This is a genomic window from Streptomyces radicis, assembly GCF_003626575.1.
Lineage (GTDB): Bacteria > Actinomycetota > Actinomycetes > Streptomycetales > Streptomycetaceae > Streptomyces > Streptomyces radicis.
The window spans coordinates 48,981-63,776 of sequence record NZ_RBDY01000004.1; the positions used below are offsets into that span (position 1 = coordinate 48,981).

A 14,796-nucleotide genomic window follows, 5' to 3' on the forward strand; every position below is an offset into this window, starting at 1 on the left:
CCACCCTACGCCATCGGCGCCGATGGTACGAACCACGTTTCGCCGTGCAGCGCTTCCAGGAGCATCGGCAGCGACCGGCGCAACTCCGCCTCCCAGTACGCCGGGGCGTGCGTGCCCGCGTAGAAGTGGGTCGTCACGTCCGCGCCCACGGCGCGCAGCCGCTCGGCCAGCAGGCGGGACTCCTCGCCCATGAGCGTCTCCGTGGGCGACAGGACGTCGTCGGGGAACGGGTTCTCCGGGTCCTCGAGCCCCGGGACCTCCTCGTCCGGCGGCGTGCCAGGCGGGTCGAGGGCGCCGAGCCTGCCGTCGCCGGACGCCAGGTAGACGGGAACGCCCCGCAGCCGGTGGGCGAGGTGGTACGGGTCGTGGGCCGCCCACACGCGCCGCTGCTCCACCGGGTCGCCCCACAGCGCCAGCGGGTCGAGGCCCAGGTAGCGCATCGCCGCCGCCACGGCGTGCGGGTGCCGCAGCGGGTGGACGAAGCCGCTGTAGCTGGCCACCGCGCGGAACATCCCGGGGTTCCGCGCCGCGTACGACACCGCGCCGAAGCCGCCCTGCGAGAGCCCGGCCGCGACCCGCCGCTCCCCGGCGCCGTAGTCGCGTTCGAGCAGCGGCATGACCTCGGCCAGGTGATACGTGGCGACGGCGGGCGGGCCGCCCGCGCCGCCGTTCCACCAGTCGGTGAAGAAGCCGAACAACGGCATGTCCGGCATGACCACCAGGGTGTCGCGCAGCTCGGGCAGGTCCTGGATCCCGAAGTCGACGGTCCAGGTCAGATGGTCGCCGTCGCCGCCCGGCAGCAGATACAGCACGGGCCATGCGTCGTCCGCGCCCCGCTCGTCCCACCCGTCGGGGGTGAGCAGCCGGACCCGGCCCTCGCCGCCCGACGCCGGTGAGGAGATCGTCAGATCGGTGATCCGCTCGCCGGTCTCCCGTTCCTCGACGACCCGCGCGCCTTCGGCCCCCCGCGCCGGTGCGGTGGGCGCCGCCGCCAGCAGGACCGACGCGCCCACCAGGAGCCACCTCATCGCCATGAACACCGCGTCACCTTCCCTCCCGCGGCCCCGAACGCGCCCGCCGCGCGCCCGTCCCGCGGCTGGCCAGTCAACCAACGCCACCGGCAACGCCACATCCGCCCAAGGGAGTCCGGCCCTGCTCCCACGGGAGCAGGCCGCCCGCGCAGCGGCCCTCGGCCGCGTCGATCGTCACCGGCGCGCCGCGAACCGGCCGGAACATCGGAAGGCTCAGCCGAACGTCTGCGTCCCGCGCTCGTCCGCGATCTCCGCTCGGGAGGTCAGGGGCGAGAGGGAGCGGCCCGCCTTCCATTTCGTCCGGTCGCGAAGAGAAACCGTCTCGGCCTGCTCGGTGGCCATCGCCATGTCCGCCAAGGCCCGGCGCGACTCCGCCTCCTCTGGTCCGCATGGTGCACCAGAGCCGGGTACACCCCTGCCCGGAGGATTGGGCGGGTCTGAGACCGCCGCTCCCGAGGAGTCGGCGGTCTTGTCGTGCCGCGGACCTCACCGCGGCGGGCCGGGTGACCCGCCGCGGCCACATCCGTCAGTCGCCCCCGAGCACGGTGAAGGTGAATCCGGTGCTCGTCGGGCGGCGCAGCGGAATGCCGCACTTGATCCGGCGCAGCGCTTCGTTCCTGCTGAGGCCGAGCCCGTGCGCGATGAGCCGTTCGGGGCGCACCGGTACCGGATCGTCGAACGCGACCTCCACCCGGACCGGCCATGGCCCGTCGAGCCACACCGCCGGGGTGTCCAGCCGCCAGGCCCCCGTCCAGTCCAGGGTGAAGCGGCCGCGCCGGGCGAGCAACGGGTCCAGCAGCCTGGACGCCACCAGCTCCGGATCGTTGACGTGATAGCCGTGGAGCTCGGCCGGGTCGAAGGACCTGACCGGCGCGCGCTCGTGCACGGTGAGCTTGCTCGTGCGATCGCAGGACACGCAGCGGACCAGCAGCCACACGTCAAGGAGCTTGCCGTTGGCGTTGACGCGGAACCTGCCCTTGCCCGTGGTGGCCGACTCCGACCGGCAGTCCACGCACCGCAACGACAGCAGAGGCAGCCTGGTCCGGCGGACGACCCAGGGCAGCACGATATGAGGTTGTGAAGACATGATCTCTCAAGACCTGACACGAGGCCGATTGCGCGCGACCTCAAACGCTGTACGACCGGGCGCGCAAGGGCAGCCCGGCGGCGCCGACGAGAGCGTCGGCCACAGGTGAGCGGAACGTGTCAGATCTGAAGAGCGGGCGGGGTCACGCGGGTCTGTCCTCTGTCCTCACGGCGATGGGCCGCGGGCACTCTACGGGAACGCGAAGGGAGGGCTCCAACGGTTTTCCGCGTCCGTACGACGGCGGCCATGCGGTGTCGTCCGCGCGGTGTCGTCCGTGCGGTGTCGTCCGTGCGGTGTCGTCCGTGCGACGGCGCGGTCGAGACCCGGGCCGGAACGGGTGGTACGCCGCGCGCCCCGTGGCGGGTGAGACGCTTCGGGCGTGGGAGCACTCCCTCGCGAAAGGTGGCGGACGATGGCGGGTTCATCCGGTGGCGGGGGCGGCCCCGTGGTGCGGATCGAGTACTGCACCCGGTGCCGGTGGCTGCCGCGGGCGGCGTGGCTGGCGCAGGAGTTGCTCGGGACGTTCGAGGCCGAGGTGGGCGAGGTCGCGCTGGTGCCGGGAACCGGTGGGGTGTTCCGGGTGAGCGTGGACGACGAGGTGGTCTGGGACCGCGAGGACCAGGGCTTTCCCGAGCCGACGGCGGTCAAGCGGCTCGTCCGCGACATGGTGGCGCCCGGCAGGAGCCTGGGTCACGCCGACCGCTGAACGGCGGGCGCGGGCGCGGCGTTCAGGCCATGCGGGGCGAGGAACGGGGCCCGGCGGCCGTTCATCGGCGTTCATCCGGCCGTGACATGCCGTTTCGGCGCTTCGGCCGCCGGGCGCGGCGGCCCGTTGAGCCCACGAGGCCCGCCGGAGCCACGCCGCGCCACTGGTCGGCCGCCCCACGGGGGCCGCCGCGTCACGGCCCGCATGGCCGAATGCCCTCCTTGTCAATGCGCGTCACGGTGGGAGGATTTCGTGCAGCACTTGTCGTGGTCATGCCGTCTACGCGCGTGCACGTCACATCTCCCGCACCTCACGGCCAGCTCATCCACCGGATCCATGAATCCCTTGGGAGGAAGCACAGTGAGACCGATGCGCACCATCTCCCGTGGCCGGACGGCCCGTGGCCTCAGGGCCCTCGCCGTCGCCTCGGGCCTGATCGCCCTGACCGCCCTCGCCGTGCCCGGGGCCGCCCGGGCCGACTCGGCGGAGCCGTTCAGCGCGGCCCAACTCACCACCGCCGCCGAGGCCGTCGACGCGGCCGACGTGGGTGGCACCGCCTGGGCCGTCGACGAGGCCACAGGATCCGTCCACGTCCTGGTCGACGAGACCGTCGGCAAGGCGGAGATCGCGGCGATCGAGGAGAGCGCGGGAGCGCTCTCCGGCGCGCTCGACATCGAACGCACCCCCGGTACGTTCGAGCAGTACCTCCAGGGCGGTGACGCCATCTACGCGGACCTCGGGTGGCGTTGCTCGCTCGGCTTCAACGTCCGCTCCGGCAGCACGTTCTACTTCCTGACCGCGGGCCACTGCACCGAGGACCCCTACGGCCCGACCCCGCCCTACCCGCTGTGGAGCGACGGGGTGAGCCAGATCGGCTACACCGTCAGCTCGTACTTCCCCGGTGACGACTTCGGGCTCGTGCAGTACGACCCGCAGCCGGCGTCCGTGCCGAGCACGGTGCTCGGCGGCGGCACCATCACCGCGTTCGCCGACCCCGCGGTCGGCCAGGCGGTCTGCCGCAGCGGCAGCACCACCGGCGTGTGGTGCGGCAGCGTCACCGGCCTCGGCTACACCGTCGACTACGGCGGCGGTGACGTGGTCTACGACATGATCATGACCAACGTCTGCGCCGAGCCCGGCGACAGCGGCGGCCCGCTCTGGTACGGCAGCGTGGGCTACGGCCTGACCTCCGGCGGCAGCGGCAACTGCTCCTCCGGCGGCACGACGTTCTACCAGCGGGTCACGGAGGCGGCCGCCGTCTCCGGGGTGACGCTGCCCTGACCAGGCGCGTCCGCCGAACTCTCGTGTGTCGGCCGCGCGTTGAACGCTGAGCACTGAGCGCTGAACGTTGGAACGCTGAACGCCGACGCACACCCACGGTCCCCGCCCGGAGCCACCGGGCGGGGACTTCGCGCGTCCGGCGCCGATGTCCGGCAACGGTCCTCGACAGGCCGCCAGGACGGGAATCCACTCATCCGGACATCACGTGCCGACACACCACGTAGCGAAACATCAGCGCGGAACGGGGCCTGACGTTCCTCGGCCGTGCCGACCGGGGTGTCACCGAGGCGTATACGACGACCACGGGCAAGCGGCGGCACGTCCAAGGCCCCATGAACGAGGCCGTGTTCGCCTTCCGGGCGAGGGCGCGGTGCGCCTCGACCTCGTCGTCCGCGTCGCCCGCGACGGGGTCGCCTTCCGCTACGAGCTGCCCGAATCGGCGGGCGCCGTCGTCACCGGCGAGGCCACCGCGTTCACGCGGGACGCGGCGCTGGCCCGGCGCGCCGGTGAACGGTGGTTCGTGGGCGGGATCCACGCGGGCCCCGCGGCCGTCGCGGAGGTGGACCTCGGGCGGCTCGGTGGCTCGGGAGTTCTCCTGGTGGAGCTGGTCACCGTCGGGCCCGACGGGCGCGAGACCTGCGACGAACACTGACCGGCGCGCGCCCCCCAACTCCCCCTCGGGGCCACCTCGGCACGCCCCATACACTCCGGAAGACTTCCGATAATTTTCGGCAACTGCGGCCGTGATCACGCCCGTTGAGCCGATAACCCATCGACCGTTCGCCGATTCAACGCGGGATGCACGGCGTTGACCAGTCATCATGTCTTTCGGGGAGACCTCAGGCCAGGAGGATGCTTCCGGAATACTTGCGGGAACTGTTGACAAGTCACGGGGCCGGTCCAACACTGCTGCCATCGACAGACCCGCACCACTGTCGGTCCGGGCCGCCCCTTGTGACCCGGCTCTCCGGCGTCGACCGCGCACGACGACCGGCACACCGCCGCGGCGTTGGACGACGCCGACGCGCGGTTGAGCGCCACCCCCCACCGACAGGCCCCTCCGGGGCCATATCGCGCTGCCTGGCCTCCGCCAGCCGCCATGAGGAGGAAGCATGGAGATGGACAACGCCCCCGCCCGTTCGCTCAGTCGAAGGGGCTTCGTCGGCGGTGCCGGCGCCTTGGCGCTCGGCGCCTCCGCGCTCGTGGTCCCCGGCATCGCCCGTGCCCAGGAGACCATCACCCAGAACCAGACCGGCGTCCACAACGGGTACTACTACTCGTTCTGGACCGACGCCCAGGGAACCGTCTCCATGACCCTGGGCTCCGGTGGCAACTACGGCACGTCGTGGCGCAACACCGGGAACTTCGTCTGCGGCAAGGGCTGGAGCAACGGCAGCCGCCGCAACGTCAACTACTCGGGCAGCTTCAGCCCGTCCGGCAACGGCTACCTGTGCCTCTACGGCTGGACGTCCAACCCCCTCGTCGAGTACTACATCGTCGACAACTGGGGCACCTACCGGCCCACGGGCGAGCACCGTGGCACGGTCAACGCGGACGGCGGCACGTTCGACATCTACCGCACGATGCGTTACAACGCCCCGTCCGTCGAGGGCACCAGGACGTTCCCCCAGTTCTGGAGCGTCCGGCAGTCGAAGAAGACGGGCGGGACCATCAACACCGGCACGCACTTCGACGCGTGGTCCCGCGCCGGGATGGGCCTGGGCAACTTCAGCTACTACATGATCCTCGCGACCGAGGGCTACCAGAGCAGCGGCAGCTCCAACCTCAACGTGAGCTGACCGAAGGCCCCTGTCCCCCGCCCGGCCGGGCGGGGGATGGGGGTGGGTGGGGGAGAGCGCTCTCCTCGATCGGCCGGGGAGAGCGCTCTCCCCCATATGGCGTTGGGGAGCGCTCTCCGACCGGGAGAGCGATTTCCGGTGGGGGCCGAGAGCCGGGAGAGCGCTCTCCACCGCCCCCTTTCAGGAGCGGTAGACGCCGAACTCGTAGAGGGAGTAGCCCCATCCGGTGCCGCGCGCCGTGCCCAGCACGCGCACGTGGCGGCCCGACCCCGAGACCGCGAACGTCTCGGCGCCGCCCTGGCCCTCGGTCACCTCGTGGAGGGTGCGCCAGTCGGTGCCGTTGTCCGAGATCTGCACCTGGTACGAGCGCGCGTGAGCGCTCTCCCACACCAGCTGCACATGGTCGACGTCCGTCACCTCGCCCAGGTCGACCTGGATCCACTGCGGATCGCTCCAGTCGCTGGCCCAGCGGGTCTCCATGCTGGCGTCGGTGGCGTACGAGGGGAGGAACGGCGCGCCGTCGCCCTGTGCCTGGTACGACGAGGCGGTGGTGGGTTTGCCCTCGGCGATGTCCGTGCCGGGGACCGTCGGCGGCACGACCCGGATCGAGGTGGTCTCGATGCCGACGTTGCCCTGGCCGTCCCTCGCGAACAGGTAGACCTTCCATGTGCCGGGTCGGCTCGGCGCGGTCACCTCGAGCGTTGCTTCCCCGGTCCTGGTGGCCTGCGCGGGCACCAACGCCCCGTTCCCGTCGACGTACTTGCCGCTCAGCATCGCCTCGTAGGTGAGGGCGTCACCGTCGGGGTCCGTGACGGTGACGCCCAGGGTGAACGGCTGTCCCGCGGGCACGGCCGTCCGGTCCCCGCCGACCGTCAAGTCCCGTATCTCGGGCGGGGAGTTGCCGGGCGCCGCGCCGCCGAACAGCTCGGCCACCTCGTAGTAGGCCAGGCGCCGCTCGCCGCCGGGGAGCAGGTTGAACCACACCCCGCCGAAGTCCTCCTCGAGGCCGTAGTGGAACAGCGTGCCGCCCAGCGCCACGCCCTCGTGGCCCATCAGGCACTCCCACGCCTGCCGGTAGCCGTCCCGCTTCTCGATGTCGGTCGGCTCGTCGGGCACGCCGTTGACGTCGTCGGCGACCTCCCACTCACCGGCCGGGCCGCCCTCGGTGAGGATGTAGGGCCGGTCGTAGCCGCCCTGGGTCCAGGTCTCCTGGATGTTGCACACGTCGCCGTAGGAGTTGACGGCGAGCAGGTCGAGGGCGGGCGCGTGCTCCTGGTAGTAGGGCCACGCCCCGGTCCAGGCGTCGGTGGAGGTGACGGGGTGGTCGGGGTCGACGGCGTGGATCTCCTCGGCGGCCTGGTTGACGAACTGGGCGTAGGCGTCCCGCTGTTCCTCGAGCGCCGTGCCCGAGTAGCAGTTCTGGAGGCCGAGCAGGGACTCGTTGCCGACGTTCCACATGAGCACGCCGGGGTGGTCCCGGTAGGCGGTGACCCACTGGTTCATCGCGGCCAACTGCTCGCCCTTGTAGTCGTGGTCGTTGACATAGTCCACGCAGCCGCCGCTGCCCGGGCCGCCGCCGGGCTGGAGCCAGAAGCCCGCGATGACGCGGACGCCGTTGGCCGCCGCCGCGTCGAGCAGCGGCGCGGTGGTGGCGTCGGTGCCCCATGTGCGGACGGTGTTGACGCCGAGGGAGGCCACGTCCGGCATGTACTGGGCGGCCTGCGCGACCGGCGGGCCCCAGGTCAGGCCCTCGACGGTGTACGGCTCGCCGTCCACCGTCAACTGCCAGTCTCCCTGGCCGCCGGTGACCTCGACCACGCCGCCTTGGGAGAGCGGTTGCCGAGGGGCGGCGGCCGCCGTGGGGTGGGCCAGCATGAGGGTGCTGGCCAGCAGGGTGAACACCGCGGCGCCGAGGGTCAGGGAACGGACCCGGCCCGCCATGGTGCGACTGAGGCTGAACACGACTTCTCCTTCGCATGGGGGTGGCGGCCACGCCACGCCGGTGCGGGAACGGCGCGCCGCGCGGGGAGTTGGAGAGGTGCTGGGAGAGCGCTCTCCGAGGAGAGTCGCGCCCGGTGCGGCGGGTGTCAACGCCCGTGACACGGTTCCGGTCCGTTTCCCGACGCCCGGCGGTCGGCCGGGCGTCGGGGAACAGGTGGGAAGCAGGTGGACAACCAAGTGGACAAGCAAGTAGACGAGTCGGCGGGGATCAGGCCGACTGCCTGCGCACCAGGGTCGGCTCGAAGATGACGGAGGAGGGCCCGGCTTCCGGGCGTTCGAGGTGGTCGAGCAGGAGGCGGGCCATCTCGGCGGCCATGTCCTCGACCGGCTGGCGGACCGTGGTCAACGCCGGTCGACTCGCCGTCGCCGCGCTGCTGTCGTCGAACCCCACGACCGCCACGTCCTCCGGCACCCGCTTGCCGTGCTCGCGCAGGACATGGACGGCGCCCTGCCCCATCAGGTCATTGGCGGCGAACACCGCGTCGAGCTTCGGGTTCTCGGCCAGCAGCGCCTTCATGCCCCATTCGCCGCTCTCCTGCGTGAAGCGCCCCACATGCACCGGCACATACGGCTGCCCGTGGCGTGCCGCGGCCTCGCGGAACCCCGCGAGCCGCTCCTGGCTCGCCATCACGTCGAACGGCCCCGAGATGGCGGTCAGGAACCGACGGCCGATGCTCACCAGGTGCTCGGCGGCGATCCGCCCCCCGTCGTAGTGGGCCAGGTCGACGAAACTCACCCGCTGGGGCCCGGGTGGCCGGGCGAACACGACGGTGGGCAGCTGGGCTTCCAGCAGGTCCAACGGCAGCGTGTCGGCCGAGTGCGTGGACACCAGCAGCGCCCCGTCGGCCGTTCCCCGCCGCAGGTCGGCCACGACCTGGTCGCGTGAGTCGGTCGAGTCGGCGAGCATCACCACGGGGTGGATGCCCAGCGGGCGCAGGAAGTTGACGACGCCGGTGGCGACGCGGCCGAAGAACGGGTCGGTGAGCAACTGCTCGTCACTGTCGCCGTCCTCGCCCGCGCCCGAGACGACGAGCGCGACGGCGCCCGCGCGCCTGGTGACCAGCGAACGGGCGGCGCGGTTGGGCACATACCCGGTCTCCTCGATGGCCTGGCGCACCACCGCCTGTATCAACGGATCGACGTTGCGGATCTGGTTGATCACCCGGGAGACGGTGGCCCGGGAAACACCCGCTGCTCGTGCCACGTCCTCGAGCGTGGGGGAAGGTCTGGGAGACGGCCGGTCGCTCATCCGGCCTTTATAGCAGCTCGCGTAAGAGCGCGGAGAGCGCTCTCCAAGGCTCTTGCGTCAGGTTTCCCAGCCTCGGCGACTTGACCTTCGAGCCATGTCGAAGGTTTACGGTCGTCGGCATGAGCGCGATGCGGATCTCCCAGCTAACCGAACGCACCGGCGTTCCGGCGACCACGCTGCGGTTCTACGAGACGGCCGGGCTGCTGCCCGCCGACAGGACCGCGTCCGGCTACCGCCGCTATGGCGAAGACGCGGTGGAACGGCTGACGTTCATCGGCGCGGCCAAGCACCTGGGGCTCGCGCTCGACGAGATCGCCGAGCTGCTCGCGGTCTGGGAGTCGGGTGCCTGCCGGGAGGTGAAGGCCGACCTCCGGCCGAGGATCGCCGCGCGCCTGACGGCGGCGGACGAACGGGCGGCGGAACTGGCGGCGTTCACCACCACCCTGCGCGCCGCGCTCGCGCACCTGGACGCGCTGCCGGACCGCACCGGCCGTTGCGACCCACGCTGCGGCTTCCTCGCCGCCGCCCCGTCCTCCGCGGGGTCAACCGCCCCACGGCCGGGGCCCGTTGAGGCGGAGCGGTGGCGTTCGGCGCCGGTGGCCTGCTCGTTGAGCGCCGAGGAGGCCGTCGAACGCGTCACCGCATGGCACCGGATCCTGAACGGCGCCCGCCGCCGCGAGATCCCCGAAGGGCTGCGGCTGACGCTGCCGTCCGCGCGCGCCGCCGCGGTGGCCGAGCTCGCCGCGGCCGAACAGCACTGCTGCGCGTTCCTCGACTTCCGCCTCCACCTCGAAGGCCCCGACCTCCACCTGGAGGTGCGCGCCCCGGCCGAGGGCGCGGGGCTGCTGGCCGAGCTGTTCGCCGAAGCCGCCTGACGCCCAGCGTTCCCCTCGTTTCCCACCCCCTCCTGGAAGGACCCCATCTCCCGTGCTGGTCGCCCGTTCCATCGCCCTGTTCGCCGTCGCCGCGCTGTTCGAGATCGGGGGTGCCTGGCTGGTGTGGCAGGGCATCCGCGAGCACCGCGGCTGGGTCTGGATCGGCGCGGGCGTCATCGCGCTCGGGCTCTACGGGGTGGTGGCCACCTTCCAGACGGACGACAACTTCGGCCGCATCCTCGCCGCCTACGGCGGGATCTTCGTGGCCGGGTCGATCGCCTGGGGCGTGATCGCCGACGGCTACCGGCCCGACCGCTTCGACCTCGTCGGCGCGGCGGTCTGCCTGGCCGGGATGGCGCTGATCATGTATGCGCCTCGCGGCACCTGACCGCCGCGCCGGGGATCATCGGCACGGGGTACGGGAACCTGCCCGCGGGGACGTCAACGACGATGCGGAGAGCGCTCACTTGCGGAAACGTTCACTTCCGGCCGTCGCCCTCACACCGTTGACCGCCGTCACACCGTTGACCGGGGGCAGGGGACCGGGCGGTGGCCGGGGACCGGGCAGGATCCGGGGAACGGGCGGTGGCCGTGCCGGGCGCGCCTCGACCACCGCCGACCTCAGGGGCCGACGGCGGCGCCCGGCTCACCAGATGAGGACGCCGCCACCGATCGCCTGGGCGCGCCTGGCCGCGTCCTCGATGGCGGCGAGGCGGGCCGCGATCTGGTGGCGGTGCTCCTCGACCGTCCGGGCCGGGTCGGTGGCGGCGGCGATGTGGTCCAGATGGTCGGTGAGCAGGGCGCATTCGCCCAGGAGCACGTCAACTGATCGGGCTCGACCGCAGGTCGGCTTCGGCCAGGACCGGGAGGAACCGCGCGCCGAGCGAGCGGACCGCGTCCGAGCCCCACACGGTCGTGCGCCAGCGCTCGAACCCCGCCAGGTCGGAGCACCCGGCCGGAACGTCGAGCACCCGGATCGCGCCGCCCGCCTCCACGACGAAGACGTCCACCGACAGACTCATGAGGGCAGTGGACCACGAGGGCCCGCGCCGCGGGAACTCATCGCGCGGCGCGGGGGATTCCCCTGGGAGAGCGCTCCACCGGACTCCACCGGGCTCCACCAGGCTCCACCGCACTCCCCCGCCGATGAACGTGGCCCACGCCGGGCCGCGCGGGCTCAGGCGGGGGTGGGAGCGGAGAGCTGTTCGGGGAAGGTGACGCCGGTCAGCTCCTCGGAGACGACCCACAGCCGGAGAGCGCTCTCCGGATCACTCGCCGCCGCGGAGCGGCCGACCAGCGCCGGGCCGCCGCGCATCTCGCCGAGGCCGTCGGGACCGACGTAGGACGCGCCCGGCAGGTCCCGCACCGCGGCATACAGCGTGGGCAGCGCGCCCGCCGGGCCGTCCTGGGCGAGAACGCGGTTTCCGACCCGCAGGAACGCGCGGCGCAGCACGCTGGCGTCGTGCCCCTGGAGGCCGGTGGCCGCCCAGCCCGGGTGTGCGGCCAGCGCGCGGACGGGCGAGCCCGCGGCGGTGAGGCGGCGCTGGAGCTCGAGGGTGAACAGGAGGTTGGCCAGCTTCGACTGGGCGTAGGCGCGGGTCGGGGAGTACTCGCCGCTCAGGTTCAGGTTCTCGAAGTGGATGCGCGGACGCCCGACCCGATGCGCCCCCGACGACACGGTCACCACGCGGTCGGTGAGGTGCGGCAGCAGCAGGTTGGTCAGCGCGAAGTGGCCGAGGTGGTTGGTGCCGAACTGCGTCTCGAAGCCGTCCTTGGTGGCGCCCTCCGAGATGTTCATGACACCCGCGTTGTTGATCAACAGGTCCAGGTCGCCGCGCCAGTCGGCGGCGAACGCCCTGACCGAGTCGAGGTCGGCCAGGTCCAGCCGTCGCACCTCCAACGCGCCGCGCGCCCCGGCGACCTTCGCGGCGGCGGCCTCGCCCCGCGCCATGTCGCGGACGGCGAGAACGACGCGGGCACCGGCGCGCGCCAACGCCTCGACGGTGGCGATGCCCAGGCCGCTGTTGGCGCCGGTGACGACGGCGGTGCGGCCGGTCAGGTCGGGGATGTCCCCGGCGTTCCAGCGGGGGGTCTTCTCATTCTTCGGCATGCACCCCAATGTATGCATCGATAACTATGTAGTCAACGCCAACAATGTAGGCGCCGCTCACACAGGGATAGGGTGGTGGCCATGAGGACGCGCCCTTACCACCACGGGGACCTCCGCGCCGCGCTGCTGACGCGCGCCGAGCGCACGCTGGGTGAGAAGGGGCCGGGCGCGCTGTCGCTGCGGGAGCTGGCCCGGGAGATCGGGGTCAGCCCGGCCGCGCCCAGCCGCCACTTCAGGAGCAAGCAGGCGCTGCTCGACGCGTTGGCGCTCGAGGGCTTCGGCCGCCTGGCGACCGGGTTGATCGAGGCGCACGACGCGGCGGGCGACGCGTTCGCCGAACGGGTGCTCGCGGTCACGCGCGCCTACCTGGACTTCGCCGTCGCCAACGCCGCCCTGCTCGACCTCATGTACTCGGTCAAGCATGACCCCGCCGCCTCGGAGGAGTTGATCGATGCCGGGCAACGGGTCGGGTCGCTGGCCGCCGCGCTGATCCGGGAGGGCCAGCGCCAGGGCGCGGTGCGCGAGGGCCCGCTTGAGGAGATCGGCCTGCCGGTCATGGCCACCCTGCACGGATTCGCCGTCCTCGCGGCCAGCGGGACGCTTCCCGCGGACAGCGTCGAGCAGGGGATGCGGGACACGGTCGCGTTCGTGTTGCGGGGGTGTGCGCCGTAGCGGTGCCCCGCGGGCGGCGTCGGCGGGGCGGCTACGGGCCGGACGTCCTCCCGCCCGCCGTCCGCCGAGTGTCTGCTTTCAAGGTGGGTGCGGGGCGGGTGCTCTTTTCCCACGGGGCACGTTCTGTTCAACACAACGTGTGCGCCGTTTCGGAAGAGACCCCGACGCCCTGTGAACGGTGGATGAGGAACCGGCGCGCCACCCCGGCCGACCGCGCAGAAGTCGGCCACCCGCACAGCGATATCCGCCGCGGTCACCCGCCGCCCGCGGGGCACCGATCACGAATGAAGAAGCGAAGCTCGCCCCCCACCCGTAGCGTGCGAGCCATGACCATCAACCTCTCACAGTGCTTCATCGCCGTCGACGACCACGACAAGGCGCTCGCCTTCTACCGCGACGTACTAGGCCTGGAGGTGCGCAACGACGTCGGGTTCGAGGGGATGCGTTGGGTGACCGTAGGCTCGCCGTCGCAGCCCGATGTGGACATCGTTCTCGAACCGCCCCTCGCCGACCCGAACGCCCCCGCCGCGGACCGGGAGGCCATGGCTGAGCTGCTGGCCAAGGGCCTGCTGCGCGGCGTCATCTTCAGCACCGACGACTGCGACGCCACGTTCGAGCGCATCCGCGCCGCCGGGGGCGAGGTGCTCCAGGAGCCGATCGACCAGCCGTACGGCGTGCGCGACTGCGCGTTCCGTGATCCCTCGGGCAACATGCTCCGTTTCAGCCAGCCCCGCGGCCGGTGAGCCCCGGCACCCGCTGCCGGGTGCCGGGGCCCCGCCCGACGAGGACGCCGACGAGCGCGTTCAGCCCAACTCGCCCTGGTTGAGGCTGCGGCCGTCGCCGTACGTGTTCCTGATCGCGTCGGGCGAGTTGTAGGCGGGATCGGTGAGCTGTTCCGACCAGCCCATGAAATAGGTCCACTCGGGCTGGGACGCCAGCTGGGCGGGGGACGGGATCCGGCCCACCTCCGCCAGGGCCATCGGCTTGTCGCCCGCGAGCGACCTGAGGACGTCGTAATAGGCGCCCGAAGGGAAGTCCTGGTTCCACATGTCGATGGAGACCACGTCGACATAGGAGTCGCCGGGATAGAAGTCCGGGATTCCCTGGGCGTCCAGGTCCTTCACGTTCCAGACCCAGAGGAGATTGCTCAGCCCCTTGGTGTTCTCGAGGTAGTCGTGGGTGATCCGGTAGAGCCTGCTGCTGCCGTCGGCGCCACGGCGGCCGCCCCACCATGCCCAGGGGTCGTTCATCTCGTGGAGGGGCCGCCACAGCACCGGGACGCCCGCGTCCTCCAACTGCTGGAGATGGGGAACGGCCTCGTCGAGGCGGGATTTCCACGCCTGGTTCAGCGGCGTTCCCTCGGTGACGAGCTCGTCCCACTGGGCGTCGGACAGGTCGTCCATGATCCCGGTGCCGGAATCCCAGTCGCACGACGAGCCGCGCGTGGGCGGGCAGACGTGCCAGGTGAGCGAGACCAACGAGCCGTTGGCCCACTCGGTCTTCGCCTGGTCGATCATGGTCTGGCGGTGGGCCACGTCGTCCGCCCTGAAGAGGAAGTCGCCGCCCCACAGGCCCGGATAGACGCCGGTGATGGCGTGCACCTGGGCGGTGTACTGGGAGGGCCAGGAGTTGGGCTCCTTGTTGTGCTGCCCCGTGACCGTCCGCTGCCCCGAGATGTCCCGCAGGAATCCCAGGACATCGCTCGGCGGGGCCGCCGACGCGGCCGGGGGCGAGGGCGGCGGCTCGTCGGCGTCGGCCACCGCGGGACCGCCCGTGAGGGCCAGGAGAAGCGCGGCGCAGAGGAGCGCCGGAGAACGTGCTCGCATACCAACCTCCGTGTGGGGAGTGGGGGTTGAGGCTGTCGTCGGCATGGAAGCACTAAACCGATTAAGTAGCAATGGTACGAACCAAACGCGCGGCCTGCGGCACCCGCCCTTCCGGTCGCCGCCCCAGGAACCCGGAGCCACAATGAGGGCACGCGGGGA

Annotated in this window: 17 protein-coding genes; 8 read left to right on the forward strand and 9 right to left on the reverse strand. The window is 71.9% G+C overall.

From position 1 onward, the window contains the following. Positions 1–5: 5 nt before the first annotated feature. The 3 genes from D7318_RS07825 to D7318_RS07830 form a co-directional block, all read right to left on the reverse strand. Positions 6–1,034 (reverse strand): alpha/beta hydrolase, encoded by a 1,029-nt coding sequence (locus D7318_RS07825; RefSeq protein ID WP_120696410.1) that lies wholly within the window; start codon positions 1,032–1,034, stop codon positions 6–8. A gap of 210 nt (positions 1,035–1,244) precedes the next feature. Next, a complete protein-coding gene (locus D7318_RS34555) occupies positions 1,245–1,379 on the reverse strand; it encodes a hypothetical protein (RefSeq protein ID WP_268987333.1) in 135 nt (44 codons plus the stop codon). 178 nt (positions 1,380–1,557) lie between these two features. Beyond that, positions 1,558–2,097: a DUF1062 domain-containing protein gene (locus D7318_RS07830; protein WP_220729554.1), complete on the reverse strand. Its 540-nt coding sequence runs from the start codon at positions 2,095–2,097 to the stop codon at positions 1,558–1,560. A gap of 433 nt (positions 2,098–2,530) precedes the next feature. Between D7318_RS07830 and D7318_RS07840 the strand changes: the two genes are divergently transcribed. The 4 genes from D7318_RS07840 (at position 2,531) to D7318_RS07855 (ending at position 5,904) form a co-directional block, all read left to right on the forward strand. Then, the gene (locus D7318_RS07840) at positions 2,531–2,824 is read left to right on the forward strand and encodes a SelT/SelW/SelH family protein (RefSeq protein ID WP_120696156.1); all 294 of its coding nucleotides are present in this window, start codon (positions 2,531–2,533) and stop codon (positions 2,822–2,824) included. Between the two features lie 360 nt (positions 2,825–3,184). Then, on the forward strand, positions 3,185–4,105 hold the full coding sequence (locus tag D7318_RS07845) for a S1 family peptidase (protein ID WP_408055457.1): 921 nt from the start codon (positions 3,185–3,187) through the stop codon (positions 4,103–4,105). 370 nt (positions 4,106–4,475) lie between these two features. Further along, entirely contained in the window at positions 4,476–4,757 is a 282-nt protein-coding gene (locus D7318_RS33770; RefSeq protein WP_230423500.1) for a glycoside hydrolase family 97 N-terminal domain-containing protein, read from the forward strand. Positions 4,758–5,223: 466 nt separating this feature from the next. Continuing rightward, positions 5,224–5,904 (forward strand): glycoside hydrolase family 11 protein, encoded by a 681-nt coding sequence (locus D7318_RS07855; protein ID WP_408055463.1) that lies wholly within the window; start codon positions 5,224–5,226, stop codon positions 5,902–5,904. Positions 5,905–6,084: 180 nt separating this feature from the next. Here the strand turns inward: D7318_RS07855 and D7318_RS07860 are convergent, their stop codons facing one another. Both D7318_RS07860 and D7318_RS07865 read right to left on the reverse strand, forming a co-directional pair. After that, positions 6,085–7,845: a discoidin domain-containing protein gene (locus tag D7318_RS07860; protein ID WP_120696159.1), complete on the reverse strand. Its 1,761-nt coding sequence runs from the start codon at positions 7,843–7,845 to the stop codon at positions 6,085–6,087. 268 nt (positions 7,846–8,113) lie between these two features. After that, positions 8,114–9,154: a LacI family DNA-binding transcriptional regulator gene (locus tag D7318_RS07865; RefSeq protein WP_120696160.1), complete on the reverse strand. Its 1,041-nt coding sequence runs from the start codon at positions 9,152–9,154 to the stop codon at positions 8,114–8,116. Between the two features lie 119 nt (positions 9,155–9,273). On the opposite strand from D7318_RS07865, the gene D7318_RS07870 reads away from it, so the two are divergent. Together D7318_RS07870 and D7318_RS07875 are read left to right on the forward strand one after the other, a co-directional pair. Beyond that, entirely contained in the window at positions 9,274–10,029 is a 756-nt protein-coding gene (locus D7318_RS07870; protein WP_120696161.1) for a MerR family transcriptional regulator, read from the forward strand. A gap of 52 nt (positions 10,030–10,081) precedes the next feature. Next, on the forward strand, positions 10,082–10,417 hold the full coding sequence (locus D7318_RS07875) for a YnfA family protein (protein WP_120696162.1): 336 nt from the start codon (positions 10,082–10,084) through the stop codon (positions 10,415–10,417). Between the two features lie 258 nt (positions 10,418–10,675). Here D7318_RS07875 and D7318_RS33775 read toward each other — a convergent pair whose 3' ends face one another. The 3 genes from D7318_RS33775 to D7318_RS07885 all read right to left on the reverse strand — a co-directional run bounded on the left by D7318_RS33775 (position 10,676) and on the right by D7318_RS07885 (position 12,139). After that, a complete protein-coding gene (locus D7318_RS33775) occupies positions 10,676–10,849 on the reverse strand; it encodes a hypothetical protein (protein WP_230423501.1) in 174 nt (57 codons plus the stop codon). A gap of 1 nt (position 10,850) precedes the next feature. Beyond that, the gene (locus D7318_RS33780) at positions 10,851–11,051 is read right to left on the reverse strand and encodes a hypothetical protein (RefSeq protein ID WP_230423502.1); all 201 of its coding nucleotides are present in this window, start codon (positions 11,049–11,051) and stop codon (positions 10,851–10,853) included. Positions 11,052–11,206: 155 nt separating this feature from the next. Next, positions 11,207–12,139: an oxidoreductase gene (locus D7318_RS07885; protein WP_120696163.1), complete on the reverse strand. Its 933-nt coding sequence runs from the start codon at positions 12,137–12,139 to the stop codon at positions 11,207–11,209. 81 nt (positions 12,140–12,220) lie between these two features. Between D7318_RS07885 and D7318_RS07890 the strand changes: the two genes are divergently transcribed. Together D7318_RS07890 and D7318_RS07895 are read left to right on the forward strand one after the other, a co-directional pair. Continuing rightward, the gene (locus tag D7318_RS07890) at positions 12,221–12,811 is read left to right on the forward strand and encodes a TetR/AcrR family transcriptional regulator (protein WP_120696164.1); all 591 of its coding nucleotides are present in this window, start codon (positions 12,221–12,223) and stop codon (positions 12,809–12,811) included. Positions 12,812–13,137: 326 nt separating this feature from the next. Further along, a complete protein-coding gene (locus D7318_RS07895; protein ID WP_183091313.1) occupies positions 13,138–13,554 on the forward strand; it encodes a VOC family protein in 417 nt (138 codons plus the stop codon). A gap of 60 nt (positions 13,555–13,614) precedes the next feature. Here D7318_RS07895 and D7318_RS07900 read toward each other — a convergent pair whose 3' ends face one another. Beyond that, the gene (locus tag D7318_RS07900) at positions 13,615–14,637 is read right to left on the reverse strand and encodes a glycoside hydrolase family 26 protein (protein ID WP_120696166.1); all 1,023 of its coding nucleotides are present in this window, start codon (positions 14,635–14,637) and stop codon (positions 13,615–13,617) included. Positions 14,638–14,796: the final 159 nt, after the last annotated feature.